The organism is Paenibacillus sp. 1011MAR3C5, assembly GCF_003591485.1.
Lineage (GTDB): Bacteria > Bacillota > Bacilli > Paenibacillales > Paenibacillaceae > Pristimantibacillus.
Window position 1 is genome coordinate 329,298 of the sequence record NZ_QZCF01000003.1, and the last position, 26,607, is coordinate 355,904.

Sequence of the window (26,607 nt, forward strand, 5' to 3'; positions counted from 1 at the left end):
ACAAAGAAGCCGGTCGATTCATCGACCGGTCTTTTTGCCGACCTGTAATTTGTCAGGCTCTGCGGATAGGATCAAATGGGGCCATACGGTGCTCAATTAATGACAGTCTGCATGACTTATGCAATAATTTACCTGTCTACAGAAAGGAGCTGAATTCTGATGCATATCGTATGGATTGAAGACGAGCTTGCCCTGCTGCAAGAATGCGCGGACTATCTCCGCAGGGAGTCGATTGAGGTCACCGGAGCTGCAGAGTTTGAGGAGGCGCGGGCCGTCATTGAGCGTTCGCGTCCGGACTTGCTGCTGGTGGACTGGACGCTGCCTGGCGAGATGAACGGGATTGATATATGCAAATACAATTTGAAGCACTGGCAGCTTCCGCTTATTATGGTGACCGCCAGAGGCGATGAATTCGATAAAGTGCTGGCGCTGGAGCTGGGAGCCGACGATTATTTGACCAAGCCTTTCGGACTGAGGGAGCTGAGCGCGCGGATTAAGGCCGTGATGCGTAGAGCAAGCCAGGCTGGGCGAAGCAATAATCCTGGTATACGGGAAGAGAAGACATTGCGCCGATCGGGACTGGTCATGGATATGGATCGTTTCCTGGTCCAGAGGGACGGCGAGAAGCTGGAGCTGACCCGAACCGAGTTTCTGCTGCTGTGGAAGCTTGCCTCTTATCCGGGACGGGTATTCACTAGAGCGCATCTGATGGATGAGGCGCTGGGCGACAGCTATCTCGGTTACGAGCGGACGCTGGACTCCCATATCCGCAACCTTCGCCGCAAGCTGGGCGATCATGAATCGGAGTCTCCGTTCGTACAGACCGTGTATGGAGTCGGCTACCGGTTTGCCGAGGGAAATTGAGATGGTAGTAGGCACGGACCGGAGCGGGGAGCGGCATCTGATGATGGGTAAGAAGGCTGAGCGGATTAAGATCGTATGGCTGGTCGCTGTCAGCCTGGTGGCGGGCCTCGCTATCTTCCTGACTACGCAAGCTGGCGTGAGGAGCTGGCATAATGATGAGCTGCAGCGGGCTGCTTTGTTCTGGAACGGCTATGCCAAGCTATACGTTGAGGAGACCGGAGGATGGAGCGGATTGCAGGAGCGGCTGCAGCGGGACGGCTACATGTATGCCGGACAGTCATCGATGTCGATCAGCTTCTATGAAGGCGCAAAGCCCGAGAGCCCTGTCGCTGAAGTGAAGAGCGAAGGAATGGTGCTTGCAGAGCGCAAGCTGCCCGTGTTGTCGGAGGGACAAGTTGCCGGCTATACGGTCGTTCGCATGGTGACATCTCTGCATACGTACGGGTATGCCCTGCTGGGGGCAGCTCTAACTGCGCTGCTTATCGGTTTTGCGGGTTTTTGGCATTGGAGACGTCTGGCACGAGCGCGTGATGAGGTAACATATGCAATGGCTCGTTCTTGCTTGAAGCAGCTGAATACGGCGGAAGACGGCCAAGCAACGGCCAGAATCGTTGAGGACATTGAAGCGCAAGGAACAACGCGGGCCAGGTCGGAAGCGGCTGTCAATGCGGTTCGCGAGGCGATCGGAGAATTAAAGCGGAGGAAAGAAAAGCTCGAGACGGTTCGGCGCACAATGGTAGCCGACATTGCCCATGAGCTAAGAACGCCAATTGCCATTATGCGGACTAAGCTGGATCATGCGATCGGGGCTGGCGAGGCGCTTCCCCTGGAGAAACTGCTGCCGCTGCATGACGAGACGCTTCGCTTGACGCGCCTTGTCCGCGACTTGCAAGAGCTTGCTTTGGCCGAGAGCGGCCATCTCCCCTTGTCGAAGACATGGTTTTCGCTGACGGAGCTTGCCAGCGATGTGCTGGAGACGCTCGCCGTTCAGGATGATCAGCATATCGTTGAGACGGAATGGACATGCAGCGGGGATATTCGCGTATATGCCGATATGAACCGGATTAGAGGCGTGCTGATCAATCTGATCGGCAATGCGTTCCATCATGCGAAAAGCAAGGTATCGGTCCATGTGGGGTTAAGCGCGCCAGGCGATGCGTATGTAAGCGTAAGCGATGACGGCCGTGGTATCGAAGAGGAAGAGCGCGAGCGCGTATTCGACCGATTCTACCGGGGAGAGACGCATCGCGATCGCCGCCGGACAACGGGGCTGGGCCTTGGGCTGGCAATTGTCAAGGAATTGATGACGGCCCACGGCGGGGCGGCCGAGGTGTCCAGTGTTTATGGTGAAGGCACGACTTTTACGATAACCGTACCTGTTTTCGCGGAATGACAAATCTGCACAAGTTCTGCATATTGACTTCATCAGGCATGCATATCTTTTTGCTAGAGTAGAGACATATTGAGGGTAAGAGGTGAGCATGCATGTTGATTCGGGTATCGGATGTATCCAAAACATATGGAAAGGGAGAAGCTGCAACGAGGGCGCTCAGAGACGTCTCGCTGACGATTGGAAGGGGAGAGACGGTCGCCATAACGGGTCCGTCGGGCTGCGGCAAAACGACGCTGCTTCATCTGCTGGCAGGACTGGAGGGGGCGGACAAAGGCGAGATATGGGCGGGCGATGCTCTCATTACACAGCTGGATGACCAGGAGATAGCGAAGATCAGGCTGTCTCGCATGGGCTTTGTCTTTCAGACCTATCATCTTGTGCCTGTCTTGACTGCGTGGGAGAATGCCGCATTGCCGCTTATTGCATCAGGCGTATCCACCAAAGAGGCTCGCACACGCGCGTTGGAAGCGCTGAAGGAGGTCGGCCTCGCTGACAAAGCACATCGGTATCCCTCCCAATTATCCGGCGGGCAAAATCAGCGGATCGCAATAGCCAGAGCGATCATAGGCAAGCCGAGCATCATATGGGCGGATGAGCCGACGGGCGCTCTGGACAGCGACACGGCCGATCAAATCATTGGGCTGCTGGAAATGCTGAATCGGCATTACGGCACGACGCTTGTCATCGTCACTCACGATCCGAAGGTAGCGGACCGCATGTCGAGAATCATACGGCTGCAGAACGGCAGGATCGTCCATGACGGAGGCGCTGCGCTATGATCGATTCCAGCATCGTATGGCGGATGGCGCTAGGCAACTTGCGCAAGCATTGGAAGGAGACGCTGCTGACGGTATTCGCGGGGTCGATCGGAGCGATTCTGATCGCGATCAGCTTCGTGAACTATACATCCGTTCAGCAAAGCGGGAAGAACTGGATCGAGACAAGACTTGGTCCCATTGACTGGCGCATTATTCCGAATAACCCGGATATCGGGGATTTTACGCCACCGGAATTAGAAGCGCTGCGCAAACATGTCGATCAGGATCGTTCGTTCTTCATGCTGCCCTATGTTGCGGCGGAAGCCGCTCTCGTAGCGCAGGAGACGGATCGTGACGGGGAGGGACGCGCGCTTAAGTCTGTTATGCTGATGGGGTTCCAGCATGAGGATGCCGCCCGGGCAGAACCGAAGCGGGCAGCACTGTGGAAGAGCGGTCTCGGCGATGATGAGCTCATCCTAAGCGAGCGGATGGCGAAGCTGCTAAGCGTCGACAAGGGAGATGCGGTGAAGCTGGTATCCGGCGAACAGAGCTTGCTGATGCGGGTACGGGATATTGTCGATGAGCACGGATTGACCGGCTACCGGGATTCGGGAAGGTTTATCGGGAATGCCATTGTTTCGGAGAACACGGTCCGTATGCTGAAAGGGGACTCGGAGGACGCCCGTTATTCCGCAATTCTAATGGGCAACCATGATCCATCCTGGCCCAAAGGCGGCATGTTCAATCTGAACGAAGTCAAGTTTCAAACCCAGCCGATTAAAGTGGATTTTCAGAATAAAATCGCCAAAATGAACACATCTATCATCATCGGGCTAATAAGCGCTGTAGCGATCGTATCCAGCATGCTCTTCATGAGGCAGTCGCTTGTTATGGTTGCGGATTCCAGACGCGAGATGTACGGCATGTTCAGAGCGATCGGCATGCCCAAGCGCAGCGTAGGCGCCATGTTTTTGCTGGAGGCCCTCATTATTGCATTGCTGTCCACTTCTGCAGGCGTCATACTTGGCATGGGCGCTGGCTATGGACTTGTGCGCTTATTCTATCAATCCTTCAGCGATCAATTGTCCCGCATGACGGGTGAAACGATCCCGATCGAGCCTCATCTTACAATTGGCGGAGCCGCAATCGTATTCGGGGGAATCTTCTTATTGCTGACCGTTGTTGCATTAATGGCCGAAGCCAAAGCGAGCCGCTTCAGTGTTGTTGAGGCGCTGCGCGGCGAGACGCCTGGAGAACGTTCGGGAGGCCGCGCGCTTCGCTTCGGGGCGAAAGTGCTGGTAGGTATCGGCATCTTTATGACCATATCGCATTTATTTATGGCTTTTGTAGACCCGCCGAGCATGGAAGAAGGAACAAATGTGTTATGGGTTGGACTGTTCTGGATTGCGTCCTGCTGCACTGTGCTGTTTTTGGCTATCCGGCTGCTTCGGCTGCTGGAAAAACCGATGATGAAGCTGCTGTCTCTGACGGGCATTCCGCGGATTTCCGTCATGCTGGCATTCAAATATCCAAGGGTGAACGGTGGGAGAACCTACACGATAGGCTTGCTATTTGCGCTCGTCATGATGATTGTATCGTTTACCGTCATGATTATGTCCATGATCATGAGCTTCAATGACGTAAATCGGGTAGACCAGACGCTGTACGGGTACGGCGGATATGCGGCATATCAGCATGAGGAAGAGCGGACGGCTTTGATGAATATGGCTTCCGAGGACAAGCAAATTTCAGAGAAATTAACCGGCATGACTTTTGTAGAGCCCTTTATGATCAGTTTCGTGAAAAATGGATTAGCGCAAGCTGTAGTCCCGGTAGCGGAAGACGTATTGCAAGGACCCGAGCTGCCTCTGCTCGAACGATCTGGCATGTTCAAGAGCGACCGTGAAGCGTGGGAGGCGGTAGCGGCTGATCCGTCGTTTATTATTTTGCCGGATTCGTATTTGGGCAACACGACGATTTTTCCCGATGCGGGACCTGTAAAGGCAGGAGATACATTCACGTTTCCGATTTATGAAGATAAGCTAAGAGGGCTGGATGAGGAATGGTTGCCCGTCTATGAGAAGACATTTACGATAGCAGGAATCTTCCACGATGTGGCTGGCAGCGTCCATGTGAACGACCTGTACGGAATCACGTTCATGAATCCGACAGTGGTGGAGGAACTGAGGCCGTTCGGATTCAAGTGGCCGAATCAAACGGAGAAAGGATATGTGCTGTTCCGCTTCGAGCATAAAAATATCCCGCTGGCTCAGGAGCTTGAAGAACGGTTTGCGTTAAACGGCCATATGGGCTTTACCGTCCCGTATGTTAACAATAGCGCGGAGCAATTGATGAACAAGCAGCTAAGCTTCGCATTCATCGGGTTTACCGTTTTTTCGGGATTGATCGGCTTGATGGGTCTTTCCATTATTCAGTACAGGGCGGTGAAGGAGCGGAGCAAAGGGATTGCCATGATGCGCTGTGTCGGTGTGGCAGGCAGGCAGATTTACTGGATGTTCTTGATCGAAGGATTTGTCATCGGGGCTGTCGGACTTCTGACGGGTTGGGGGATCGGGGCTACAGGAAGCCGACTGTTCATTGAATCGGCGCTGCAGGGCCAGCCTTCGTTCGAGCGGGCTGCAATCGACTATCCTAGTGAATTAATCTTGCTTATTTTGGCGGGGTTACTTGTCGTCTCCCTCTTGCTTAATATCGCTCCCGCAAGGGCGGCGCTTAAGCTGAAGGCAGCGGATGCGCTTAGGATGAAGGATGAATGAGGAAGAGTGATGGACAATAGAAGCATTCGGGAAAAAGGAAAGCGGACTGTCCCAAAAGTTCTCGCTTGCTAGGTGCATCTCAATTAACACACGAAAGGACTTCAAATCCACTGTGCAGTGGATTTGAAGTCCTTTTTTCGATGAGATTAGGCTCTGGGTGGACTCGAAAAATCACAAATTGACTTTTGGAACGGTCTCTTTTTTGGAAGATGCGTTGTATGTGGACATGTTCCTCTGTTTATCTGCCGTTGAATGCGCTCAGCATCCAGACATGTTTCTCCAGGGACGTATGAATCGCAAGCAGCATGTCGGCTGTCGTCTCGTCGCCAGCTTGCTGAGCCACTTCCATACCTTCCTTCAGCTCGCCGATAATAACGGTAAAGTCATGAATCAACTGATCGACCATCTCGACGGCTGTTTCATTGCCAGTCGCCTCCTTGATGCTGGACTCTTCCAGATAGTCGCTCATCTTGGCGATCGGCTGGCCTTTAACCGCAAGCAGCCTTTCTGCAATTTCATCGACGTGCAGCGCCGCTTCTTCGTAGAATTCCTGGAACTTGGCATGCAGCGTAAAAAACTGCGAGCCCTTCACGTACCAATGGTAGTTGTGGAGCTTAATATATAGAACGCTCCAATTGGCGATTTGACGGTTCAGATTAGATTGTACAGTATGCATAATGATCATCCTTTCGATTGTCGAAATAGTAAGTTTGCTTGGCTCGGTCAACACATTCCGTATTCCGTTCTCCCGCTAGTTTGTGCCAAATCGGGAAGGGGAATACGAGTGGGACGAATGAATTAATCAGTTGAATTGAACATGGAATGTGTAATTGGATATCAATTTAGATCAATTCCTTCTTTATAATTATTACAAAGTAATAGTTATTTGTCAAGGGTGGCTGACAGTGCTTTTTGTTATGATTATTCTCCGGTTGGAAAGGTCAGTTCTTGTCGTTTACCCAAATGGAGCGGCCTTGAAACGAAGACAGACAGCAACTGGTGTAAAGCTTCATAAATCATTGCGGTATAGGCTGCGGACGAAGTCTTTATGGGGCGTTCTGTTATCTTGTGCATATTAAAAAAACGAAGCTGCATCCCCGCTTATGAAAAGCAGGTTGCAGCTTCGTGATCTTAGATCTTAGTATGGGCTGTTTTTAGTACTCTTATCACAACCGTTAGAGATGAATAAGTCGGCGAGACCGACTTAATTGGTGCGCAAGCGCCCGACTAACGGATTAAGTCGGCGAGACCGACTTAATTGGTGCGCAAGCGCCCGACTAACGGATTAAGTCGGCGAGACCGACTTAATTGGTGCGCAAGCGCCCAACTAGCGGGATTAAGTCGGCGTGCCCGACTTAATTGGTGCGCAAGCGCCCGACTAGCGGAATTAAGTCGGCGAGACCGACTTAAGTCACACACCGCTTAGTTGGAAGCGGCCGTCACCGCTGCTTTCTCCTCGGCTTCTGCGAGCATGAAGATGGTGAGCACGAACATGGCATGCGACCATGTTAGCGGCACTACCCACGCCGTCTCGCCGGTTACCTTGTCGATCTGCTCAGGCAGCAAACCCGTCTCCGTGCGATGGGCAATCGCCCAGTCTAGAAGCTTGCGCGCAGCCGCAAGATCGCCTGTCGCTACGCGGTAATGAGCGAGCCACAGCGTCGTCAGAATCCACGGATTGCCGCCGATGTAGATATCGTCCTCGTAGCGCTTGATGCCGCCAACGCCAGGTACAGTCAGTGCCGCTTCAATCGTGTCGGCTGTGCGGCGCATCCGCTCATGCTCAGGAGCTACCGCGCCGAACGGCACCGCGATGCCTAGCAAGCTGATATCGATGACCGGATCATGCTTCAGGACATGCTTCACGTAGCCTTTGTCCAGTTGCTCAATATGGCCGCTCATGCCAGCGGAAGAGGCCGCTTCGTATTTGTTTTCGCTCACTTTCAAATTCAAACCGCGGTAGAAGCTGCTGCCTTCCTCGTTCCAGCATTCGTCCATGATTATAAATGCGATACGGGCCGCAGCGCTTCTCCAGTCCTTGGCAAGCGTAGCGTGTCCCAACAACTCGGCGAAGCTCGCGGCGGATGTTAGACCGCCATATACAGCCGCTGAGGAGTACGTATGGGAAGCCTCGCGCTCCTCCCATAGGTCGATGCTTGGCTTAGGCAAGCCGCTTTCAGGATCGATGAAGGACAGCAGGAACCCGGCGCCTCGTTCAACCGAAGGCCATACCTGGCTGGCGAACGCCAGATCCTGCTTCTCCAGGTAGTGCTGCCACATGCCCCAGAGGATGGAGGAGCCTTCGTCGATCTGCAAGCCCCAGGACGGAGCAAGGCCGCCATCGTGATAATGGCGCTGCTGCCAGGAGCCGTCAGGGGACTGAGCGGTCTGCGTCCATGCATAGAATCGGTCGGACAGCTCATTCAGGCCGGCTTTATCAAGCGCTGTCGTAATGAAGGCAGCGTCCCGTCCCCAGCAGAAGGAGTAGCCGCCGCAGCGGGAGAAGTTCTCGTCAAACTCGGGAGCAGCAATAATACTGCCGGTTTTCTCGTCGGACATCAGCTTGAACATCAGAACGGAGCGCTCATACAGCTCCTTCACATTTTCGCCTTCAATCGGGCAAGGCGCAGCAGCGTCTACGTATGCATTCCAGTATTCATGGGTAAGACGCGCAAGCTCTTCGCTTGTCTTCCCCTTGGCAGCTGCAAGCTCTTCAAGCGCCTGCTCCTCATTATGTCCCGCCGCAATATAGACAGGGATTGTGAGGCTTGCTCCTGGCTGCAAATTCAACACGTCCCATGCCATTGCGCCATCAGGACGCATATCGATCTTATTGCCGTTCAGTTCGCTGTCTTGTACCGCATCCCAGGACAGCCCGGCCTGGAATTTAGCGCATACGTTTGCACTTGAAAGCGCAAAAAAGTACCCGTTGCGGAAATGAATCAAGGCATCGGCGGACGGCTGGAACATCGTCGTATTGTACAGTCCGTTCTCGCTGATCTGGAAGCAGGAGTGAAGTAGAAAGCGGAAGCTTTGGGCAACGGAGCTTTCATTTTTGAACATGTATTGGCGCACAATAACGTTGCTCTCCGGTACGGCAAAGTGAAGGCTTTCCACCGAAATCGGCTGCTCTGTAGAACGAGCGCTTACACGAAGCACGTTGCTGCGCTTGACATATGCAACCTCATGCTGCCAGCCGTCCTGTTCGCCGTCGAACCATGTTAGCGCTTTACCTTCGACTTGAAGACCGGTACGCATGGCATCGACATGCTGAGGCGTATCGATATTCGGCCACCAAAGCCGGTACATGCGTCCAGTCCGGCCGAGCGATGCCAGGAAAGTGGAATTGCCGATAATGGCGTCTACTAAATGTGGCTTGTTGTTCATGTGTTTAGCTCCTTTTGTTTACGGCTTGAATGGAGGAATCGCGAACGATCAGACGGTGCGGGATGATCATGCGGGTCTGATGAATCTCTTCTTCCATGATTCGCCTGATCAGCAGTTGAGAAGCGGTATATCCCAATTGATAGGTGCCGATATCGATGGAACTGATCGGCGGCGTGGCAAGCTCGGATAATGCGATATTGTTAAAGCTTACGAGGCTAATGTCATCTGGAACAGAGTAGCCAAGCTCATTGAGACCTCTCAACACGCCGAAGCCGACCACATCGTCGATGACGACAAGTCCGCTCGGACGCTCGGGCAAGCCCATCATGAAGGACATGGCGCGATATCCGCTTTGCTGCAGAAATTCGCCTTCTACGATCCATTCGGAGCGCATTGCCAGACCCGCATCGCGCATGGCTCTCCGATAGCCGGACATCCGGTCATGCGATACCGTCAAATTCGGCGGTCCGCTGACAAAGCCGATCCTCTCATGTCCTTGGATGATCAAATGTTGGGTTGCATCGTAGGCTGCTTGTTCATTGTCATTGTCCACCGAAAGAATGTTCTGATGGCCTTCCGAACGCCCGATCAGAACGGTAGGGAAGTTATGATTGTTCAATATATCGATGAGAGGATCATTCGTTCTCGCCGATAACAAAATAACGCCATCGACTCTGCGGCCAAGAACGAGGCGGGAGATCGTTTCGTTCTCATCCTGCGGAGAAGTGGCGGCTGCAAGCAGCATGTCATATCCCGCTCTCGTGGATTGCGTCAGAATGCCGCGCAACAACTCGCCGAAGAAGAAGTCCTGGAACAGCTCCTCGGCAGGGCGCGGAAGCATGATGGCAAGCGTACGTGTCGTCTTGGACACGAGGCTTTTTGCCATGAGATTCGGATGGTAGCCCATCTCATCCATAATTTTTTTAACTTTCATAGATGTCGCTTTACTGATTCGGGGATGATTCGAGACCACCCTGGACACCGTGGAAGGCGATACTCCCGCGGCCTTCGCTATGTCTTTAATTGTAACCATCGTGCGAGCCCCCACTCGAGCAACTTATATTGACTGCGCTGATAATGAATATTACGTTCATCCTAATGCAACTTTTGCTCATATGTAAATATATATCTTGGCGTCAGCTTATACAAATGATGAAAAACTGAGCAATAGCGTGTAAATGAAAGAAAAACAAAGTATTCCTTGTAAAGATGAAACAAAATGAACTGTGCAAACGTTTTAACAAACGATAGGGCATGTTGTATATTGAATACACGAATAGAACGCTTTCAAAAAGCTGATTTTCGAAAAATAAGCGATTTCAATCCTGAGATGTATTGAAATCGCCATTTTTCGAGAAAATTGTACAAACGTTTGCGCATATTTGCTTATGAATGAAGCAAGGCATTCCGTAAAACGGAGCTTCTCATGCTGAATGTCATAGCGAATCGCATAAGATGCGGGAAAAAACCTCGTTTTATGAAAATGAACGTTTGAAGCCGTAACGAATATGAAAGCGAATTCATTCGAACATATCCACGTACTGGGGAAGGGGATCATTAGAATGAAAAAATGGTTTGTCATGACGCTAATCGTTTCTTTGTTTGTCGTAGCCGCATGCGGCGGTAACAACGGAGGCGGCGGCAACGCAAGTCCGACCGCAAACAACAGCAGCAACACGCCGACGGAGGATCCCGGCAATTCGGGAGGCGATGATACGAAGTTGACGCCTGAAGCCGGAGCGAGCCTGGTTATTTGGGACGCCAACAACCAAGCGGCATTCCTTCAGGAAATGGGCGCCGAGTTCGAAAAGGAATACGGTGTGCCGGTTAAATTCGAAGAAGTGGGCAATACGGACCAAGTGGCCAAGCTGATGACTGACGGACCTGCAGGACTCGCAGCCGACGTGCTTCTGTTCCCGCACGACCATATCGGCAGCGCCGCTTCCGCCGGACTTCTGCTGCCGAATACGGCATTCGAGGAAGAGGTTGTTAGCGAAAACGCTGAAAAAACGGTCAAAGCGATTACCTACGACGGTATTATGTACGGTTATCCCCGTTCAGTTGAAACGTATGCCATGTTCTACAATAAAGACTTGATCTCGGAAGCACCTGCGACGTTTGAGGAAATCTTTACCTTTGCGGAAACATTCAATGATCCGGCCAAGAACAAATTTGCGTTTGCTTGGGAATTGCAGCAATTCTTCTACAACTTTGCATTTCTGGCTTCGCAAGGCGGATACATGTTCGGAGACGACAATACCAATAGCGCGGACATCGGCTTAAATAACGATGGTGCGATTGCTGGCGCAAAGCTGATGGCGGAAATCAAAGAAAAGCTTCTTCCGTTGAATACCGGCGATATTGACTTTGATATCAAAAAAGGCCTGTTCCTCGACGGATCGCTCGCGATGGAACTCAATGGCCCTTGGGCGCTAGCCGATTACAAGAATGCTGGCATTAACTTCGGAGTAGCTCCGCTGCCGAAAATCGGCGACAATCAGATGACGTCGTTCTCCGGCGTGCAAGCCTATTACGTCAATGCCAACTCGAAGTATCCGCAAGCGGCGCAATTGCTGGCGCGCTTCCTATCGACAAAGGAAATGCAAATGAAAAACTTTGAAATGAACAGCTTGCTTCCATCGAATGAAGAAGCCGCTGGCGATCCAGCGGTTGCCAATGACGAAATCGTCAAAGCTTTCCTTCAACAATTTGAGAACTCGACTCCAATGCCTTCCATTCCGGAAATGGGCAGCGTATGGAATCCGATCACATCGGCAATTTCCGAAATATGGAACGAGGGCAAAGATCCGAAAACAGCGCTCGACAATGCCGTCGCTCAAATTAAGGACAGCATCGGAACGAACTAAGAGCAGCACATGTAAACATGGAATGCTTTACGGTTTCCCCGCTTTTTGCGGGGAAGCCGTTCATTCCGTTCATTAAAGAGAGGAGCCGGACAATGATGAAGCGGCATCGTAATACCGCGGCCATACTTTCGGTAGCGCTGCAAGGGCTTGGCCAACTGTACAACCGGCAGTGGCTGAAGGGTGTTTTTTTCCTTTGTGTTCAGGCATTAGGGCTTTATTATCTGGTTCCCCGTCTAGGGCACGCCATCTGGGGAATGGTAACGCTTGGGGAAAAGACGCAGAAATTTGTGAAGGTAGGAAAGACCACCGAACTGGTCAAGGGCGACCATTCCATTTTTTTGATGCTGGACGGCATTATCGTTATTCTGGTATTGGTCGTATTTTTACTGATTTATGCGTTGAATATTTACGATGCGTATCAAAACGGAAAAAAGCGGGACGAAGGCAAGGGGGTACGCGATTTTGCGGATTCGTGGAATCATGTAACGGTTAACCATTTTCCTTATTTTATGCTGGCTCTCCCAGTGCTCGGCGTATTGTTTTTTACGATCATGCCGATCTTATTCTCGATTATGCTGGCGTTTACGAATTACTCGGCGCCTAACCATATACCGCCGGCCAAGCTCGTCGACTGGGTCGGTTTCCAATCGTTTATTGATTTGCTGCAAATGAAATCGTGGAGCAAGACGTTTTACGGCCTGCTCGTCTGGACAATCATTTGGGCGGTGCTTGCCACCGTCACATGTTATTTTGGCGGCATTTTTGTCGCGCTGCTCATTCAATCGAGGGGCATCCGATTCAAAAAAATGTGGCAGACCATTTTCATCATTCCGTATGCGATCCCGCAGCTCATATCGCTGCTCGTCATGCGCAATCTGTTTAACGCCAAATTCGGTCCCATTAACCAATATTTTGCCTATTTCGGTCTTGAAGGGCTGCCGTGGCTGACGGATCCGTTTTGGGCCAAAGTTACCTTGATACTCGTCAACATGTGGATCGGCATTCCGGTCAGCATGCTGCTGGCGCTCGGCGTCCTGACGGCCATACCGCGCGATCTGTACGAAGCCGCCGAAGTGGACGGAGCGTCAAACTTTCAGAAGTTCAAAATTATTACGATGCCGTATTTGCTGTTTGCGACGGCTCCAATTCTTATTACGCAATTCGCAGGCAATATCAACAACTTTAACGTCATCTATCTGATGACTGGAGGCGGTCCCGCCAAAGGGGATTATCAATTTGCGGGTTCGACCGATTTGCTTGTTACCTGGCTGTTCAATCTGACGCTCGTCAATAACAAATACAACATGTCCGCAGCTATCGGCATTCTGATCTTCATTATGATCGCGACGATCTCGATCTGGAGCTATCGCCGGACCAAATCATTCAAAGAGGAGGATATGCTGTCATGAGTCAAAAAAACAGCTTCGTGCGGCTGTCGCTCAGCTATTTGATTTTGATCATCTTGTCGGTGTGCGCCCTTTATCCGGCGATATGGGTTGTGGTCTCCTCTTTCCGTCCAGGAGGGTCTTTGTACAGCAAAAACTTTTTCCCGGAAAAATGGACACTTGATCATTACGTAACGCTGTTCACCGGTACACAGTACACGTTCGACATCTGGTATTTGAATACGCTGAAAATCGCCTTTTTTACGATGATTTGCTCCGTATTTCTAATGACGCTCAGTATGTACGCGTTGTCCCGATTCCGGTTCCGCGGACGCAAGACGATGCTCAGCGTTATGCTCATTCTTGGCATGTTCCCGAGCTTTATGAGCATGATCGCGGTATACATCATTTTGCTGCAGCTTAATTTATTGGATACGCATATCGCGATGATTCTTGTTTATTCGGCGGGGGCTGCACTCGGAGGTTTTATCGTCAAAGGATACTTTGATACGATTCCCCGCAGCCTGGACGAAGCTGCGCGTATCGACGGGGCCAGCCATCTGCAGGTGTTTCTGAAAATTATGATGCCTCTGTCGAAGCCGATTTTGACGTTCGTGGCGCTGACGTCCTTTACGGGCGTATGGGGTGACTTTATTTTCGCCCGTCTCGTGCTTCGATCAAAGGACAACTATACGGTGGCCGTCGGCATGTATGAATTGATCGCCTCGCAGACGAACAGCTACTTTACGCTGTTTGCTGCTGGCAGCGTCATTATCGCCATTCCGATTACGATTCTGTTTCTCATTCTGCAGCGCTTCCTCGTGCAAGGTCTGACGGCCGGAGCGATGAAAGGATGACCGTCGTGAACAGAAGCAGTGCGGTTGCGGCTTTGCTGGCGACGGCACTGCTTATGCTGCTGACGCTTGGAGCTTGTACAGCCGATTCGAGCGGCAGCGATTCTTCGCCGGGTGACGGCGGCGCGGGCGGATATGTGGCGGCGCCGGCTTCCTACGATGCCGACGAGCAGCTGGGCACGGTCTATTACGAAATATTTGTCCGGTCGTTCTACGACACGGACGGGGACGGAATTGGAGATTTGAACGGCGTAACGGCAAAGCTTGATTATTTGCAGGAACTTGGCATCGGGGGCATCTGGCTCATGCCGATCAACGCGTCGCCAAGCTATCATGGCTATGACGTAACCGATTATTATGCGATCAATCCGGAATATGGCACGCTCGACGATCTGAAGCGATTGCTGGACGAGGCGCATAAACGGGATATAAAGGTCATTATGGACCTTGTCGTCAACCATACGAGCAGCGAGCATCCGTGGTTTAAGGACGCGGTTGCGGATGCAAGCAGCCCGTATCGCAGCTGGTATTCGTTCGCCGAGGCGGGCGACAAGCTGCAGATGGACGGAGCGGTAGACGGCAACCCTTGGCACAGCTACGGCAGCTTGCGCTATCTCGGCATCTTCTGGGGCGGCATGCCGGATCTGAACTTCGACGAGCCGAAGGTGCGCGAAGAAATGATCAAGATCGGACAGTATTGGCTGGAGCAAGGGCTTGACGGCTTCCGGCTGGATGCGGCCAAACATATCTACGGCGACTTTAAGTCGACAGTCAGCTCGCCAGAAGTGCAGGATGCCAACAAGAAGTGGTGGCAGGAGTTCCGGTCAGGCATGAATGAAGTCAATCCGGATACTTACTTGATCGGAGAAGTATGGGATTCGCTTGCGATTATTGCGCCATACTTCGATCAGGCGCTGGATTCCGCATTCCACTTCGAGCTGGCCGACAAGCTGATCGGGGCGGCGAGGAACGAAAGAGACCCTGATCTTGCCTTTTCGCTGGAGCGCGCATACAAAGTCTATGAGAAGTCTTCGGGCGGCACATTCGTCGATGCGCCGTTCCTGAGCAATCATGACCAGAATCGCGTCATGAGCGAGCTGCGCGGCAATGTAGACCATGTGAAGATGGCGGCAGCTCTGCTGCTCACGCTGCCGGGCACGCCATACCTCTACTACGGAGAAGAGATCGGCATGCAAGGCATGAAGCCCGATGAATATATCCGCGAGCCGATGCTGTGGCATCGCGATCCCGCAGGCGGAGAAGGACAGACATCCTGGATCGCCTCGAAGCATAATAAGGAAGCGGGAGAGGTTTCAGTTGAAGCGCAGCTTGGGCAGGATGGCTCGCTTCTGGAGCATTACCGGACGCTGATCGGCTGGCGTAACGAAGAGGCGGCTCTTCGCGACGGCACGATTGGGGAGTATAAGCTGGAGACGGCGGGCGGCGAGCTGAGTGTGTTCGTGCGTGTCACGAAGACGGAACGTGTGCTTGTCATTCACAATCTCTCGGGCGAAGCGCAGACGGCAGAGCTGGCTGCTTCCGATAGGTACGGCGAGTTTACGCAGCTTGCCCGCAGTACGGAAGCCGATGCCAAGCTTGATGGCACGACACTGACGCTTCCACCTTACAGCACGGCCGTATTGAAATAAGGATGAAGAAGGGCATTCCTGTTTAATCGGGAATGCTCTTTTGTTATAGCAGCATATAGATAGCTTCGGCCGGTGATCCTGAATCGGTTCTTATTATGGAGTCGGTGCGAGATAAGAATGGTGTTCAAGTGACCGCCGTAATCGTCGACGCCGACGAGCTCAGCATGGCATATTCATTGGTATGCTCGATCACCGTCAACTGGCTGGAAGGCCAGTTCTCGTTATTGGTGAACCAGGAGCCGTGCGGCACATAATAGATTTGTTCCGCAGCCGCCTGCCGCGATACAACTTGCGATAAGCATGGTAACGATACACCCCTTCATACGCATTGGATTGACTCCCTCTGTACCCATTTAAAAAACCCTAGTAAATTTTTTGAGATTTTGAAATAGGAAGGAGGGAGGAGTTTATCCGAAGCTAGCTGTATTCCCGCATGGAGCGCAGACCAATGAAGGCCGCAGCCCCTGCAATCAGCATGGCTATGCCACTGTACGTCATAATAACAGCCGGTCCGAATTGATCGGACAACGCGGAGAATACGGCAAGCCCGACAGGCGGAGCGATGCTCGTCAGTGTGCCGAGCAGGCCGAACACGCGGCCTTGCAGGGATGAGTCAATGGCGACTCTGATCAAAATGAACAGAATCGTCGTGCTGAACGAGAACAACACGCCGACCAAGCCGATCAAGGGCAGCGCCGGGACCGCGGAGCCGCTGAGCGATATGGCTACAAAGAGCGGCCCCATAAGTACAATGCTGATTAGAGCGAGCTTGCCGCGATGGCGCAGACGCTTGTCGAATTTCATGATGATGAGAGAGCCGATCACATAACCAAGAGGGATGCAGGCTTCAAGCAGCCCGAATATCAACGGCGATGCTTGCCATACTTGCACGGCCATCACTTGAATCAGCATAAACGTTGACAGAAAGAAAAACATGACCAGCGGCAGCAGCAGTACAGCCCCACGGACAAAACGATTGTTCCACACGACGTGAAAGCCTTCGATAAAGTCAGTGCGGAACGAAGTTTTCTCCTTCTGCTGCCGCTTCGGAGCTGCATAAGGAAAACGGCCCGCGAGCAAGAGCAGCATACCGGACAAGAGGAAGGTGGAGGCGTCGATGGCCACGGCAAAGACACCTCCGAACATAGCGACGGCTGTGCCGCCCGCCGCGAACCCGGCAATACGAATCAGGTTGTCGGAGACACTAATAGCGGCTACCGCCCCGGATACACCGGATTTTCCGACAATCTCGATCAGCGAGGCTTGGAAGGCCGGGCCGCGGAACGCCCCGGCTAAGGCAACAATAGCGGTCAGGAGCAGGATAAAAAAAAACGGGATCTCTGGAAGCGCCATACACAGCGCGATCCCTGCGACGATGATGAAGCGGAAGAAGTCAGCAGCAACCATCAGCCGGCGGCGATTGACGCGGTCGGCCACCGTGCCCGCGATGGAGCCGAAGAGCATGCTAATGACCAGATGGGTAATGAGCACGAGCGACATGAGCTTGGCGCTTCCGGTTGTTTGGAGCACCCATAGATTCAGCGCAATGCTATGAAAGGTATTGCCTAGCAGTGACAGGCTATAGCTGGCGAAGACCGTTCGGAATGTCCGGTTGCGCCATATGCTCGCTTCCACAGGCGCAGGTTGAACGGGCTGATGGTCTGGCACGCTTCTTGCTAATTCGGTCATGAGAGTTCCTCCTAATGGTACATTCTGATAAGAGAAATGATTATCCAAGCGCAACTTAATCGTTTAAGTTGTTAGAGAAATATGCAGAGCGGGTGCTGCTCTGCATGAGTTTGAAGGTAAAACGTGAAGCGAATAAAGGATATTTAGTAGGAAGAGTGTAAGCATGGGGCCCGTCAGGTAAGCGGCTGTATCAGGACGCATTTGTCCGTCGGGCCGGAATAGCTGTCATCCCGAAGGGACTGCATAAGCTCTAACGCTGCGAGATGCTTCCGATTCTCGAACAATATAGTAGAAGTATGGGAAAGCGAGTGGAGCAGTTCCGGCATTCCTGCCGTACAAAGAACGGTATAGCGGGAAGGGGCCATCCAACGGGAGGCGAGCAGACCAACATATTCATTCAGGATGAGTCCAACTCCTGTCTGCCCGGCGAGAAAGGGCTGCAACTGATCCTCCGTCTCCAACACTAGCACTTGGGATGGAGGCAAGGTGAACAGTTTCTCTAACTGAGCGGCTGCATCCATGGAACCGCGGTCAGCGACAAGGAAGCTGCAAGGCTTGCTGTTCTGTTCGGTCGCGGCTAGTGCTGCTCGTTCATAATCAAATTGAATGCGATAGAACAGCGGATCTTCGATTTGACTGTCAATGGCGACGAGCGGTACTCCGGTAGGAAAGTGCCGGGTGATTTGATGAAAGGTATTTTGCAGCGCTCCAAGCACAAAGACGGCATCCAGCTTACGTTCTGCGATAATGTCCATATTCGGCTTATTGGCGTCGAGACTGGATAAGATGACATGGTAGCCAAGTGAAGTCAACTCCCGTTCCATCGCATCAATGAACGAAGCAAAGGCGGCGCGCTCCCACCATTGCTCGTCATGACGGCGGTTGACGAGAATGCCCGCGAGACCGGATTGCCGCTTGATGAGTGAACGCGCAGCCAGATTCGGCACATAATTCAGCTCGCTGGCAGCATCCAGCACGCGCCGCCTGGTCTCATCGGGAATCGTTTGCCCTGATACGTTGTTTAACACGTAGCTGACCGTAGCGACTGATACCTGCGCCGCCTTGGCGATATCTTTCATCGTTGCTTTTTTGCCGCCGGCTTTGTTCATAACGATAGCTCCAATCATTAACTTAATCGTTTAAGTTGATTATGACATAAAGCCGTCTTGTCTGTCTACGACAAGACGGCTTTCATGACACTGCTTATTGTTGCTTCAATACAACAAAACCATAGCCTTCGAGCGGCAATTGAAGCTGTCCATCCTTATCCGTCAGAAGCTCGGAGCCTTTTGCGAATGCTGCCACATTGGAGTGAAGCACGGTCCACTTGGAGGAACCCAAGCTGGCAGGCAAGCTCGACGCTGTTGCAGAGGTTCTGCCAACTGCCGTTGCAGCTGGGACCGCCGTATCTTCAACAGTGCTGATCGCATCAGCGGAAGCCATATCTGCGGCTGCTTCAGCAGCAGAGGCAAAGCCCCGGAACGGAATGGCATGAGGCTGAGCGTCAGACTGCACGGATGTCGGTATTGGGAGAGCCAGTGTCGCTGCTTCTTCGCGCGCATTAAGCGCAACAAGGATACGCTCGCCGTCCGAGCGGCGCTCATAAGCGAGCAGCCCGTCTTCTTGTCCCGCATAAGCGAAAGCCAGATCGGTCGAGCGAAGCGCCTCGTGATTGTGGCGCAAGCTGATCGTATCCTGATAGAAGCGAAGCAGCTCCCGGTCCTGATCTTCTTCTTCCCATACCATGCACTTGCGGCAGTCCGGGTCGCCTCCGCCGTTCATGCCGACTTCGTCCCCGTAATAGACGCAAGGCGTGCCAGGGTACGTGAATTGGAACAGGGCGGCCAGCTTCAGCTTGTCGACATTGTCCTCGCAGATTGTTAGCAATCTCGGCGTATCGTGGCTGTCCAGCAGGTTGAACGCCGCTTCCGTCACTTGCTGCGGGTAAGCGGCAAGCTGTGTGCCGATCGCATGTGCGAAGGTCGAGGCGTCAATTGTGCCGTAAGCGAAGAAGTCCAGAACCGCATTCGTGAACGGATAATTCATGACAGCATCGAACTGGTCGCCTTGCAGCCACGCCATGGAGTCATGCCAGATCTCGCCGAGAATGTAGGCTTCCGGATTAACCGACTTGACGACCTGGCGGAACTCGCGCCAGAACTGGTGGTCGACTTCATTGGCAACGTCCAGGCGCCAGCCATCGATGCCGATCTCTTCGATCCAGTAACGGGCTACCTCGAAGAGGTAAGCTTTCACTTCCGGATTCTCTGTGTTGAGCTTCGGCATAAGCGGCTCGAATGCGAACGTATCGTAGCTTGGCACGCCGTCCACGACTTGCAGCGGCCACTCTCTGACGTGGAACCAGTCTGCGTACTTGGACTCTTGGCCGTTCTTCTGCGCGTCTACGAACGGAGCGAACGTCCGGCCGGAATGATTGAAGACCGCATCAAGGAGCACGCGAATGCCGCGCTTGTGGCAGGCGTGCACCAGTTCTTTCAATTTCTCATTGCTTCCGAATTGCGGATCTACCTTTAAATAGTCTTGTGTATCGTATTTATGGTTAGTTGTCGCTTCGAACAGCGGCGTAAAGTAGATTGCATTGATGCCAAGGCCGCCCAAATGGTCCAAATGATCGATAACCCCTTGCAGATCACCGCCGAAGAAGTTGCTAGGAGTCGGCTTGCCGCCCCACGGCTCGACGGTGTCCGGGTCAAGCGATGGATCGCCGTTCGCAAAGCGCTCCGGAAAGATTTGATAGAAGACCGCATCCTTCACCCAAGCCGGCGGCTCGAAGACATCGACCGGATTGATGAACGGAAAGTCGAAAAACGTGTTCGGATTGTCCGGAAGCTCGCTTACGAATTCTTTTTCCGTCATGATGATCGTATCTTCGCTGCTGTGGAAGCGGAAGGCGTAACGCAGACGGCGGAATGGCGGCTTAACGGATGTCTCCCAATAATCGAATCGCTCGTCGGAGCTGAGCAGACGCATTTCGACGGAGATGACCGTTTGATTCCAGGCGTACTTATCGCCGACGATCGCTTCGACGCGCGTGACATCATTGCGTTTGGAACGAACGCGAAGGTGGATGGTTTGTCCGTCGTAGGCGTATGCCCAGTTTTGCTTGGGACGATGATACAAGGCTTCTAATAACATGGTGATTTCCCCTTCCAAAAGTATGATGAAAAAACGAAAAAAGGCACAACCTCTGCTTGCTCAGCCGAGGTTGTACCTTTTCCTAAAAGTGTTCAGCGCCGCTCTCGCGAAGCGTATATCGAACAATAGGTATGCGGTAGCAGTGCCTTTATATTTTTAACTCTCAACGGGTATAATTATACATTAATTGTACATTTTACGCCAGTAGCTTGTGCGAAAAAAGTTAGGAATTTATCGTTTCATGCACCAGCGCTTCCAGATATCGCTCACAGTCAAGAGCTGCCATGCAGCCGCTGCCGGCTGCCGTAATAGCTTGACGGTAAATCTTGTCTTGTACATCGCCGCAAGCGAATACGCCAGGAATGTTCGTCTCCGTCGTGCCAGGCTTTACGATAATATAGCCTTGTTCGTCCGTCGCGATCTGTCCGCCGAGGAATCCGGTATTCGGCGTATGTCCGATCGCAACGAACACGCCGTCCGCCTCCAGCAGCTCCTCTTTTCCAGTCTCGTTGCTCAGGACGCGCAGTCCTTGCAGGCCATTTTCGCCGCCGACCACTTCTAGCGGAGTATTGTTCAGGCTCCATGATATTTTGTCGTTGTCGCGTGCACGGTCCTGCATAATCTTGGAGGCGCGCAGCTCCTCGCGGCGATGGACGAGACGCACATCCGTTGCGAAGCGGGTCAAGAAGCTTGCTTCCTCCATTGCGGAGTCGCCGCCGCCGATGACAATCAGCTTCTTACCACGGAAGAAAAAGCCGTCGCAGGTCGCGCAAGTGCTGACGCCGCGTCCCAAATTGTCTTGTTCACCCGGGATGCCCAAATATTTGGCCGAAGCGCCAGTGGATATAATAATGGAGTCGGCTTGCAGCTGGCCAAGCCCTTCCACCTCTATCGTATAAGGGCGCTTGCTGAAATCAACGCTTTTCACAGAGCCCGTCTTGAACGATGCGCCGAAGCGCTGCGCTTGCTTACGCATATTGGACATTAGCTCGCTGCCAAGAATGCCGTCCGGGAAGCCGGGGAAGTTCTCGACTTCGGTAGTGGTAGTCAGTTGTCCGCCAGGCTGCCAGCCTTCGATAACAAGCGGCTCCATATTCGCGCGGGCCAGGTAGATCGCGGCTGTCAATCCGGCAGGGCCGGTACCGATTATGATTGTTTTGTGCATAGGATAATCCTCCAATAGGAATGAAATAATGAGCCTTAACTTTATAGTATAATTTAAAGCTATTATAAACTGTAACGAATGTCAATACAGTTCATCCAACCTTCATGCGGAAGCTGGGGAAATGCGGAAATTGAAAGCGGTCATACTGCAAGATAGGCGTCTTCCAATGGCCTCGGGTCCCCGGAAATGATATGATAGTTGAAAGACGCAACTCCTAAGCGAAGAGAGAGGGGCATTCGTAGCAATGGCGAACAAAATTAGAAAGGCGGTCATTCCTGCAGGCGGTCTCGGCACAAGGTTTCTTCCCGCGACGAAGGCGCAGCCGAAGGAGATGCTGCCTCTCATCGACAAGCCGGCCATTCAATATATTGTAGAGGAAGCTGTCGAGTCCGGCATTGAAAGCATCGTCATCATCAGCGGCAGACATAAGCGGGCGATTGAAGATCACTTTGACAAGTCGGTGGAGCTGGAAGCGGAGCTTGAAGCAAGGCATAACGAAGAGATGCTGTCTGCTGTAAGGGCCATCTCCCAATTAGCGGATATCTATTATGTTCGGCAGAAAGAACCGCTTGGCCTTGGTCATGCCGTGTTGTGCGCAAGGCGATTCATTGGAGACGAGCCGTTCGCCGTGCTGCTGGGAGATGATATTCTGACATCCCAGAAGCCTTGTCTGCAAGAAATGATGGATGCGTATGAGCAATCACAGACTTCGGTCGTAGCGGTCATGGAAGTGCCATGGGATCAGACGCATAAATATGGCATCGTCGATATTGAGCGGGGAACCAGTCCCTTAGCGTCCGTCAAGGATATTGTAGAGAAGCCGGGGCCTGGCCTCGCTCCTTCCAATTATGCGGTCGTCGGCCGTTATGTGCTCCATCCCGCGATCTTCGGGCTGCTAGAGCAGGCGAAGCCGGGCAAGGCGGGGGAGATTCAGCTGACTGACAGCTTGCAGGAGCTGAACCGTACAATCGGGCTCGACGCCTTCCGATTCGGCGGGCGCCGTCATGACGTAGGGGATAAGCTGGGATTCGTGCAGGCGACGATCGATTTCGCACTGGAGCGGGAAGATCTGGCTGCGGACGTGCGAAAATATATGCTGGAGCGTCTTGGCCTTATGGGCCAGGGCTGACTAAAGGGGCGTCGACCTCGGTCTCCTGATCGGGGGCGGCGTTTATTTTTGTCTTCCACTATTTTAAAATGGAGATTATTTACTATTTGTTATAGAATAGAGTCTGATTCATAGAGAGAAGAGTAGATTGGGCTGGGAGTTGAACGCAGGTGTATTGCCATCATTGCGTAAGAAGCTATGCGGAGGATGCCAGGTATTGCAGTCAATGCGGAAGAAGGCTGCATTCCCATAGAATAATAGAGACAGCCAACTGGGAAGAAGCGCTCTCCGAGGGAGCGGCGTCGCTTGAGCTGGCGGGAGAAGTGGTCATCACCGGACGATCCATGCCGAATGCGGTGCAGGGCAAGCGGGGCTTGGGCTGGCCGATTCCGCTTGCGCTTGCGGGGCTTGCCTTTGTCGTTACTATGGCTGTCATCCTATATTATCAATATGAAAAGGGCGTGAACGAGACCGTGCTTCGGCTTCAATCGGAAGCCAGGACGGCAGCCCTGAGCGGCGAATACATCGTAGCGCTTGAGAAGCTGGAGGATGCCCTGGAGGCTCGTCCTGCATTCAAGGCGCTTGCCGCTGATGTGGAAATTATTCAGCATGTGCTGGAGCTTGAGCGGATGACGGAGCAGATCGAGACGAGGCTATCCGTCGGCATGATCGATGAAGCGGAGTCGGGGCTGAACCGGTTGAAGACCGAGTTTGGCGGCCATAAGGAGCCGATCTACGACAAGCTCAGGGAGAAGCTGGACGAGCTTAATATGAAGCTGACGCTTCAGAAGCTTACGAAGGAGTATGAGGCTTTGACGACGGTCAAAGAGCTGGGCGAGATGCTCAACGTCGTGAATGGATTAATAGGGGAAGAAGCCGCCGAGCTTCGTCAGCAGATTATTGTCTCCATACAAGATATTACCGCTCGAGAGGTGGATCAGCTGCTTGCCCGCAAAAACTTCACAGGGGCGACAGCCGCCGTGAATCGCTCTCTGGCATGGGCTAGAGAGGACAAGGAGCTTCTTGCACTGCTTAACAAGATCAAGGAAGAGCAGTCAAGATATGAGCGCCTGGAGCAGCAGCGGATCGAGCAAGCGATGCAGCGGGCAGCGGAAGAGGATCTGATCAACCGCACGTCTGCAGTCGAAGTCGTAAGTGTGGAGAAAACGTTGGATGAATTTGGCGATCTCACGATTGAAGGAACGCTTAAGAACATAGCTACAAGGGCGATCTATTCCGTTGTTGTTGAGGTTATCGTCCAGTCCAAGGACGGAGCTGTGCTGAGCCGGGGAAAAGCAACGGTAACGCCGGAATATATCGAAGCAGGCGAACAGATGACGTTCACGACGACGGTCTATGGGATCTATTCCGATGAGACGACCGTTGTGGTGGACAAAGCGGAGTGGTACCTGGATTAAGGGGGGATAGCAGAATGAATAAACGCATATGGATCGGCATTCTGGGCTCCCTCCTGGTCATAGGCGCGGGCACGGCCGCCGGATACACCGTCCGGACAGAGATGCCGAAGAAGCTGGAGGGCGCTCCCTTGCTCGCCGTGGGCGAAGTGAAGAAGCTGTTGAAGGATGTTATTTTCGAGACGCAGAAGCTCGTCGTTATGATCGAGACCGATACCGGTTCGCAAGGGTCGGGGTTTCTCTATAATCATGAAGGCGATCTGCTTACGAATGCCCATGTCGTATCGGGCGTGCGGCATGTCAGGGTGAAAACCTCGGATGCGCGCGAGCTTGAGGGAGAGGTAATCGGCATTAGCACGGATACGGACATTGCCGTCGTGCGCGTGCCGGAGCTGGCGGGCATGGAGCCGCTCTCGCTAGTTAAGTATGAGCGGGGAGAAGTAGGCGATGACGTGCTGGCCGTGGGCAGTCCGCTTGGCTTCCAGAATACGGTGACGACCGGCATCATTAGCGGGGTAGGCCGCAGCTTCCATATTGAGCCTTATACGTACAATGATCTGTATCAGATCTCCGCGTCGATCGCGCCGGGCAACAGCGGCGGTCCGCTTGTCGATATGAAGACAGGCGCCGTGCTTGGCATTAATTCGGCCGGACTGGAGGAGGGTACGATCGGCTTCAGTATACCGATCTCGGGTGTGCTGGCGATAGCGGAAGGCTGGTCGCGGGAGCCGATGGAGATGCTGCCAAACCTGTCGCTTGCGGAGGAGAGAGAGGATCCTCAGCAGGAGGCGACGCTGGAGCAGCTTGCGGATTATTTGGTCCGGCATTTCTACGACAGCTTGAACAGCCGGGATTATGTGTACGCCTATTCCTTGCTGGGCGGCAATTGGAAGGAAGGCACAAGCTATATCAAGTTCCGAGAGGGCTACCTGACGACGCGCAACGTCGTTATCGATAATCTGCATGTATCGAGCAGCGGAGAAGAGGCGACGGTTACAGCGGTGCTGTCTGTCGATGAGCGCAAAAATAGCGAAAACGTGCTTAGCAAATATCAGGTTACGTATAAGGTCGGATACGAGAATGATCAACTGAAGCTGCTGACCGGCAAAGGAAAAGCGATTCGCAAATAAAAGAACGCCGAGAGCGCTAGAGGCTCTCGGCGTTTTTTCATGGATTACGTTTATCTGTATACAATATCTACCGTAATCGTATCGGAAGGCTGGACTGGAAGATGAAGCGTGGTAGACGGAATGACGCGTCCATTCAGTCGCAGCTGATAACCGATATTGCCAGAAATCGGGTATCCGCTTATCGTGGTGATGGTGCCGTCGGCAGCAAATGTAAGCACGCCCGATTCAGCCAAAGCGCCGCCAATTGTAAGGCCTGGGCGGAAGACAATGGTATAGCTGCCTGAGATGGCGGGATAAATATTCCCACCGTTCACGACAACCGATATGAAGCCCTGTTGTACGGGGCCAGGCGAACCGGGAACAGGAGCGGGGACTGGAATAGGCAGCGGCAGCGCGAACGGTGCTCTCCATGGTCCCGGACCCGGCCAAGGCCCGTGATGGTGCGGATGATGGCCTGTGCCATGCTGTCCAGAACCATGCTGTCCGGGAGGATGCGCAGGCGGCCGGGTGTCAGGCTGCTCTAGCGGCCTGGGACCGTGGCTGTGGTGACCGCCCGATCCGGGTCCGTGAGGCCCGTGTCCATGATGTCCGCCAGAACCAGGACCGTGGTGTCCGCCCGGTCCCCCGTGTCCCCAAGGCCCATGGCCGTGAGGTCCGCCCGGTCCCCCGTGTCCCCAAGGTCCATGGCCGTGATGTCCGCCCGGTCCAGGTCCCCAGGGCCCCGGACCGGGCCCCCAAGGTCCGTGTCCCCAAGGCCCCGGTCCAGGCCCCCAAGGTCCGTGTCCCCAAGGTCCAGGCCCAGGCCCCCAAGGCCCGGGTCCCCAGGGTCCCGGGCCGACAGGTCCGGGGAAGTATGGTCCCGGCAGAATGCCGGGGATAGGGAGAAGCGCGCGTTCCCCGCCGCAGCCGCAGCTGTTCTTCACGGTGTAAGGCCTTACTTGTTGCGGCGCAGCGTCATAAGTATTCGTCATGCGATCCTTCCATCTCCTTCATCAATCATTAGGCGATTT

At 53.2% G+C, this 26,607-nt stretch carries 20 protein-coding genes; 12 read left to right on the top strand and 8 right to left on the bottom strand.

Features of this window, described 5'->3' with window-relative positions:
* The first annotated feature begins 159 nt into the window (after positions 1-159).
* From D3P07_RS11165 to D3P07_RS11180, 4 genes are all read left to right on the top strand, one after another.
* Positions 160-864 (top strand): response regulator transcription factor, encoded by a 705-nt coding sequence (locus D3P07_RS11165; RefSeq protein WP_259391444.1) that lies wholly within the window; start codon positions 160-162, stop codon positions 862-864.
* Positions 848-2,257 carry a sensor histidine kinase gene (locus D3P07_RS11170; protein ID WP_182914272.1) on the top strand — a complete coding sequence of 470 codons (1,410 nt, stop codon included), beginning with the start codon at positions 848-850 and terminating at the stop codon, positions 2,255-2,257. Before D3P07_RS11165 ends, D3P07_RS11170 begins: the two co-directional genes overlap by 17 nt.
* Before the next feature lie 92 nt (positions 2,258-2,349).
* A complete protein-coding gene (locus tag D3P07_RS11175; RefSeq protein WP_259391445.1) occupies positions 2,350-3,036 on the top strand; it encodes an ABC transporter ATP-binding protein in 687 nt (228 codons plus the stop codon).
* A complete protein-coding gene (locus D3P07_RS11180; protein ID WP_119800306.1) occupies positions 3,033-5,792 on the top strand; it encodes an ABC transporter permease in 2,760 nt (919 codons plus the stop codon). Before D3P07_RS11175 ends, D3P07_RS11180 begins: the two co-directional genes overlap by 4 nt.
* Before the next feature lie 238 nt (positions 5,793-6,030).
* On the opposite strand, the gene D3P07_RS11185 is transcribed toward D3P07_RS11180, so the two are convergent.
* The 3 genes from D3P07_RS11185 to D3P07_RS11195 form a co-directional block, all read right to left on the bottom strand.
* Positions 6,031-6,468, bottom strand: a complete 438-nt coding sequence (locus tag D3P07_RS11185; protein WP_259391446.1) for a Dps family protein — start codon at positions 6,466-6,468, stop codon at positions 6,031-6,033.
* 746 nt (positions 6,469-7,214) lie between these two features.
* The gene (locus tag D3P07_RS11190) at positions 7,215-9,179 is read right to left on the bottom strand and encodes a glycoside hydrolase family 15 protein (protein WP_119800307.1); all 1,965 of its coding nucleotides are present in this window, start codon (positions 9,177-9,179) and stop codon (positions 7,215-7,217) included.
* Positions 9,180-9,183: 4 nt separating this feature from the next.
* A complete protein-coding gene (locus D3P07_RS11195) occupies positions 9,184-10,212 on the bottom strand; it encodes a LacI family DNA-binding transcriptional regulator (RefSeq protein ID WP_119800308.1) in 1,029 nt (342 codons plus the stop codon).
* A 529-nt stretch (positions 10,213-10,741) separates the two neighbouring features.
* Here D3P07_RS11195 and D3P07_RS11200 point away from each other — a divergent pair.
* The 5 genes from D3P07_RS11200 (at position 10,742) to D3P07_RS26995 (ending at position 16,188) form a co-directional block, all read left to right on the top strand.
* On the top strand, positions 10,742-12,046 hold the full coding sequence (locus tag D3P07_RS11200; RefSeq protein WP_119800309.1) for a sugar ABC transporter substrate-binding protein: 1,305 nt from the start codon (positions 10,742-10,744) through the stop codon (positions 12,044-12,046).
* Between the two features lie 95 nt (positions 12,047-12,141).
* Positions 12,142-13,455: a carbohydrate ABC transporter permease gene (locus D3P07_RS11205; RefSeq protein WP_119800797.1), complete on the top strand. Its 1,314-nt coding sequence runs from the start codon at positions 12,142-12,144 to the stop codon at positions 13,453-13,455.
* Entirely contained in the window at positions 13,452-14,288 is an 837-nt protein-coding gene (locus D3P07_RS11210) for a sugar ABC transporter permease (RefSeq protein ID WP_119800310.1), read from the top strand. The genes D3P07_RS11205 and D3P07_RS11210 overlap by 4 nt, the downstream gene beginning before the upstream one ends.
* A gap of 5 nt (positions 14,289-14,293) precedes the next feature.
* Entirely contained in the window at positions 14,294-15,934 is a 1,641-nt protein-coding gene (locus tag D3P07_RS11215; protein WP_310732552.1) for an alpha-amylase family glycosyl hydrolase, read from the top strand.
* 104 nt (positions 15,935-16,038) lie between these two features.
* Positions 16,039-16,188: a hypothetical protein gene (locus D3P07_RS26995; protein ID WP_182914273.1), complete on the top strand. Its 150-nt coding sequence runs from the start codon at positions 16,039-16,041 to the stop codon at positions 16,186-16,188.
* A 163-nt stretch (positions 16,189-16,351) separates the two neighbouring features.
* On the opposite strand, the gene D3P07_RS11220 is transcribed toward D3P07_RS26995, so the two are convergent.
* The 4 genes from D3P07_RS11220 to trxB all read right to left on the bottom strand — a co-directional run bounded on the left by D3P07_RS11220 (position 16,352) and on the right by trxB (position 21,944).
* Positions 16,352-17,623, bottom strand: a complete 1,272-nt coding sequence (locus D3P07_RS11220; protein ID WP_119800312.1) for an MFS transporter — start codon at positions 17,621-17,623, stop codon at positions 16,352-16,354.
* Positions 17,624-17,796: 173 nt separating this feature from the next.
* Complete coding sequence (locus D3P07_RS11225) at positions 17,797-18,732, bottom strand: LacI family DNA-binding transcriptional regulator (protein WP_182914274.1); 936 nt, start codon at positions 18,730-18,732, stop codon at positions 17,797-17,799.
* A 94-nt stretch (positions 18,733-18,826) separates the two neighbouring features.
* On the bottom strand, positions 18,827-20,779 hold the full coding sequence (locus tag D3P07_RS11230) for a glycoside hydrolase family 13 protein (RefSeq protein ID WP_119800314.1): 1,953 nt from the start codon (positions 20,777-20,779) through the stop codon (positions 18,827-18,829).
* Positions 20,780-21,002: 223 nt separating this feature from the next.
* Positions 21,003-21,944, bottom strand: coding sequence for a thioredoxin-disulfide reductase (gene trxB, locus D3P07_RS11235; protein ID WP_119800315.1), 942 nt, complete (start codon positions 21,942-21,944; stop codon positions 21,003-21,005).
* A 244-nt stretch (positions 21,945-22,188) separates the two neighbouring features.
* On the opposite strand from trxB, the gene galU reads away from it, so the two are divergent.
* The 3 genes from galU (at position 22,189) to D3P07_RS11250 (ending at position 25,597) form a co-directional block, all read left to right on the top strand.
* Positions 22,189-23,073: a UTP--glucose-1-phosphate uridylyltransferase GalU gene (galU, locus tag D3P07_RS11240; protein ID WP_119800316.1), complete on the top strand. Its 885-nt coding sequence runs from the start codon at positions 22,189-22,191 to the stop codon at positions 23,071-23,073.
* A gap of 149 nt (positions 23,074-23,222) precedes the next feature.
* Positions 23,223-24,470 carry an FxLYD domain-containing protein gene (locus D3P07_RS11245; protein WP_119800317.1) on the top strand — a complete coding sequence of 416 codons (1,248 nt, stop codon included), beginning with the start codon at positions 23,223-23,225 and terminating at the stop codon, positions 24,468-24,470.
* Between the two features lie 14 nt (positions 24,471-24,484).
* Positions 24,485-25,597 (top strand): S1C family serine protease, encoded by a 1,113-nt coding sequence (locus tag D3P07_RS11250; protein ID WP_119800318.1) that lies wholly within the window; start codon positions 24,485-24,487, stop codon positions 25,595-25,597.
* A gap of 50 nt (positions 25,598-25,647) precedes the next feature.
* On the opposite strand, the gene D3P07_RS26735 is transcribed toward D3P07_RS11250, so the two are convergent.
* Positions 25,648-26,568, bottom strand: a complete 921-nt coding sequence (locus D3P07_RS26735) for a hypothetical protein (protein WP_147384507.1) — start codon at positions 26,566-26,568, stop codon at positions 25,648-25,650.
* Positions 26,569-26,607: the final 39 nt, after the last annotated feature.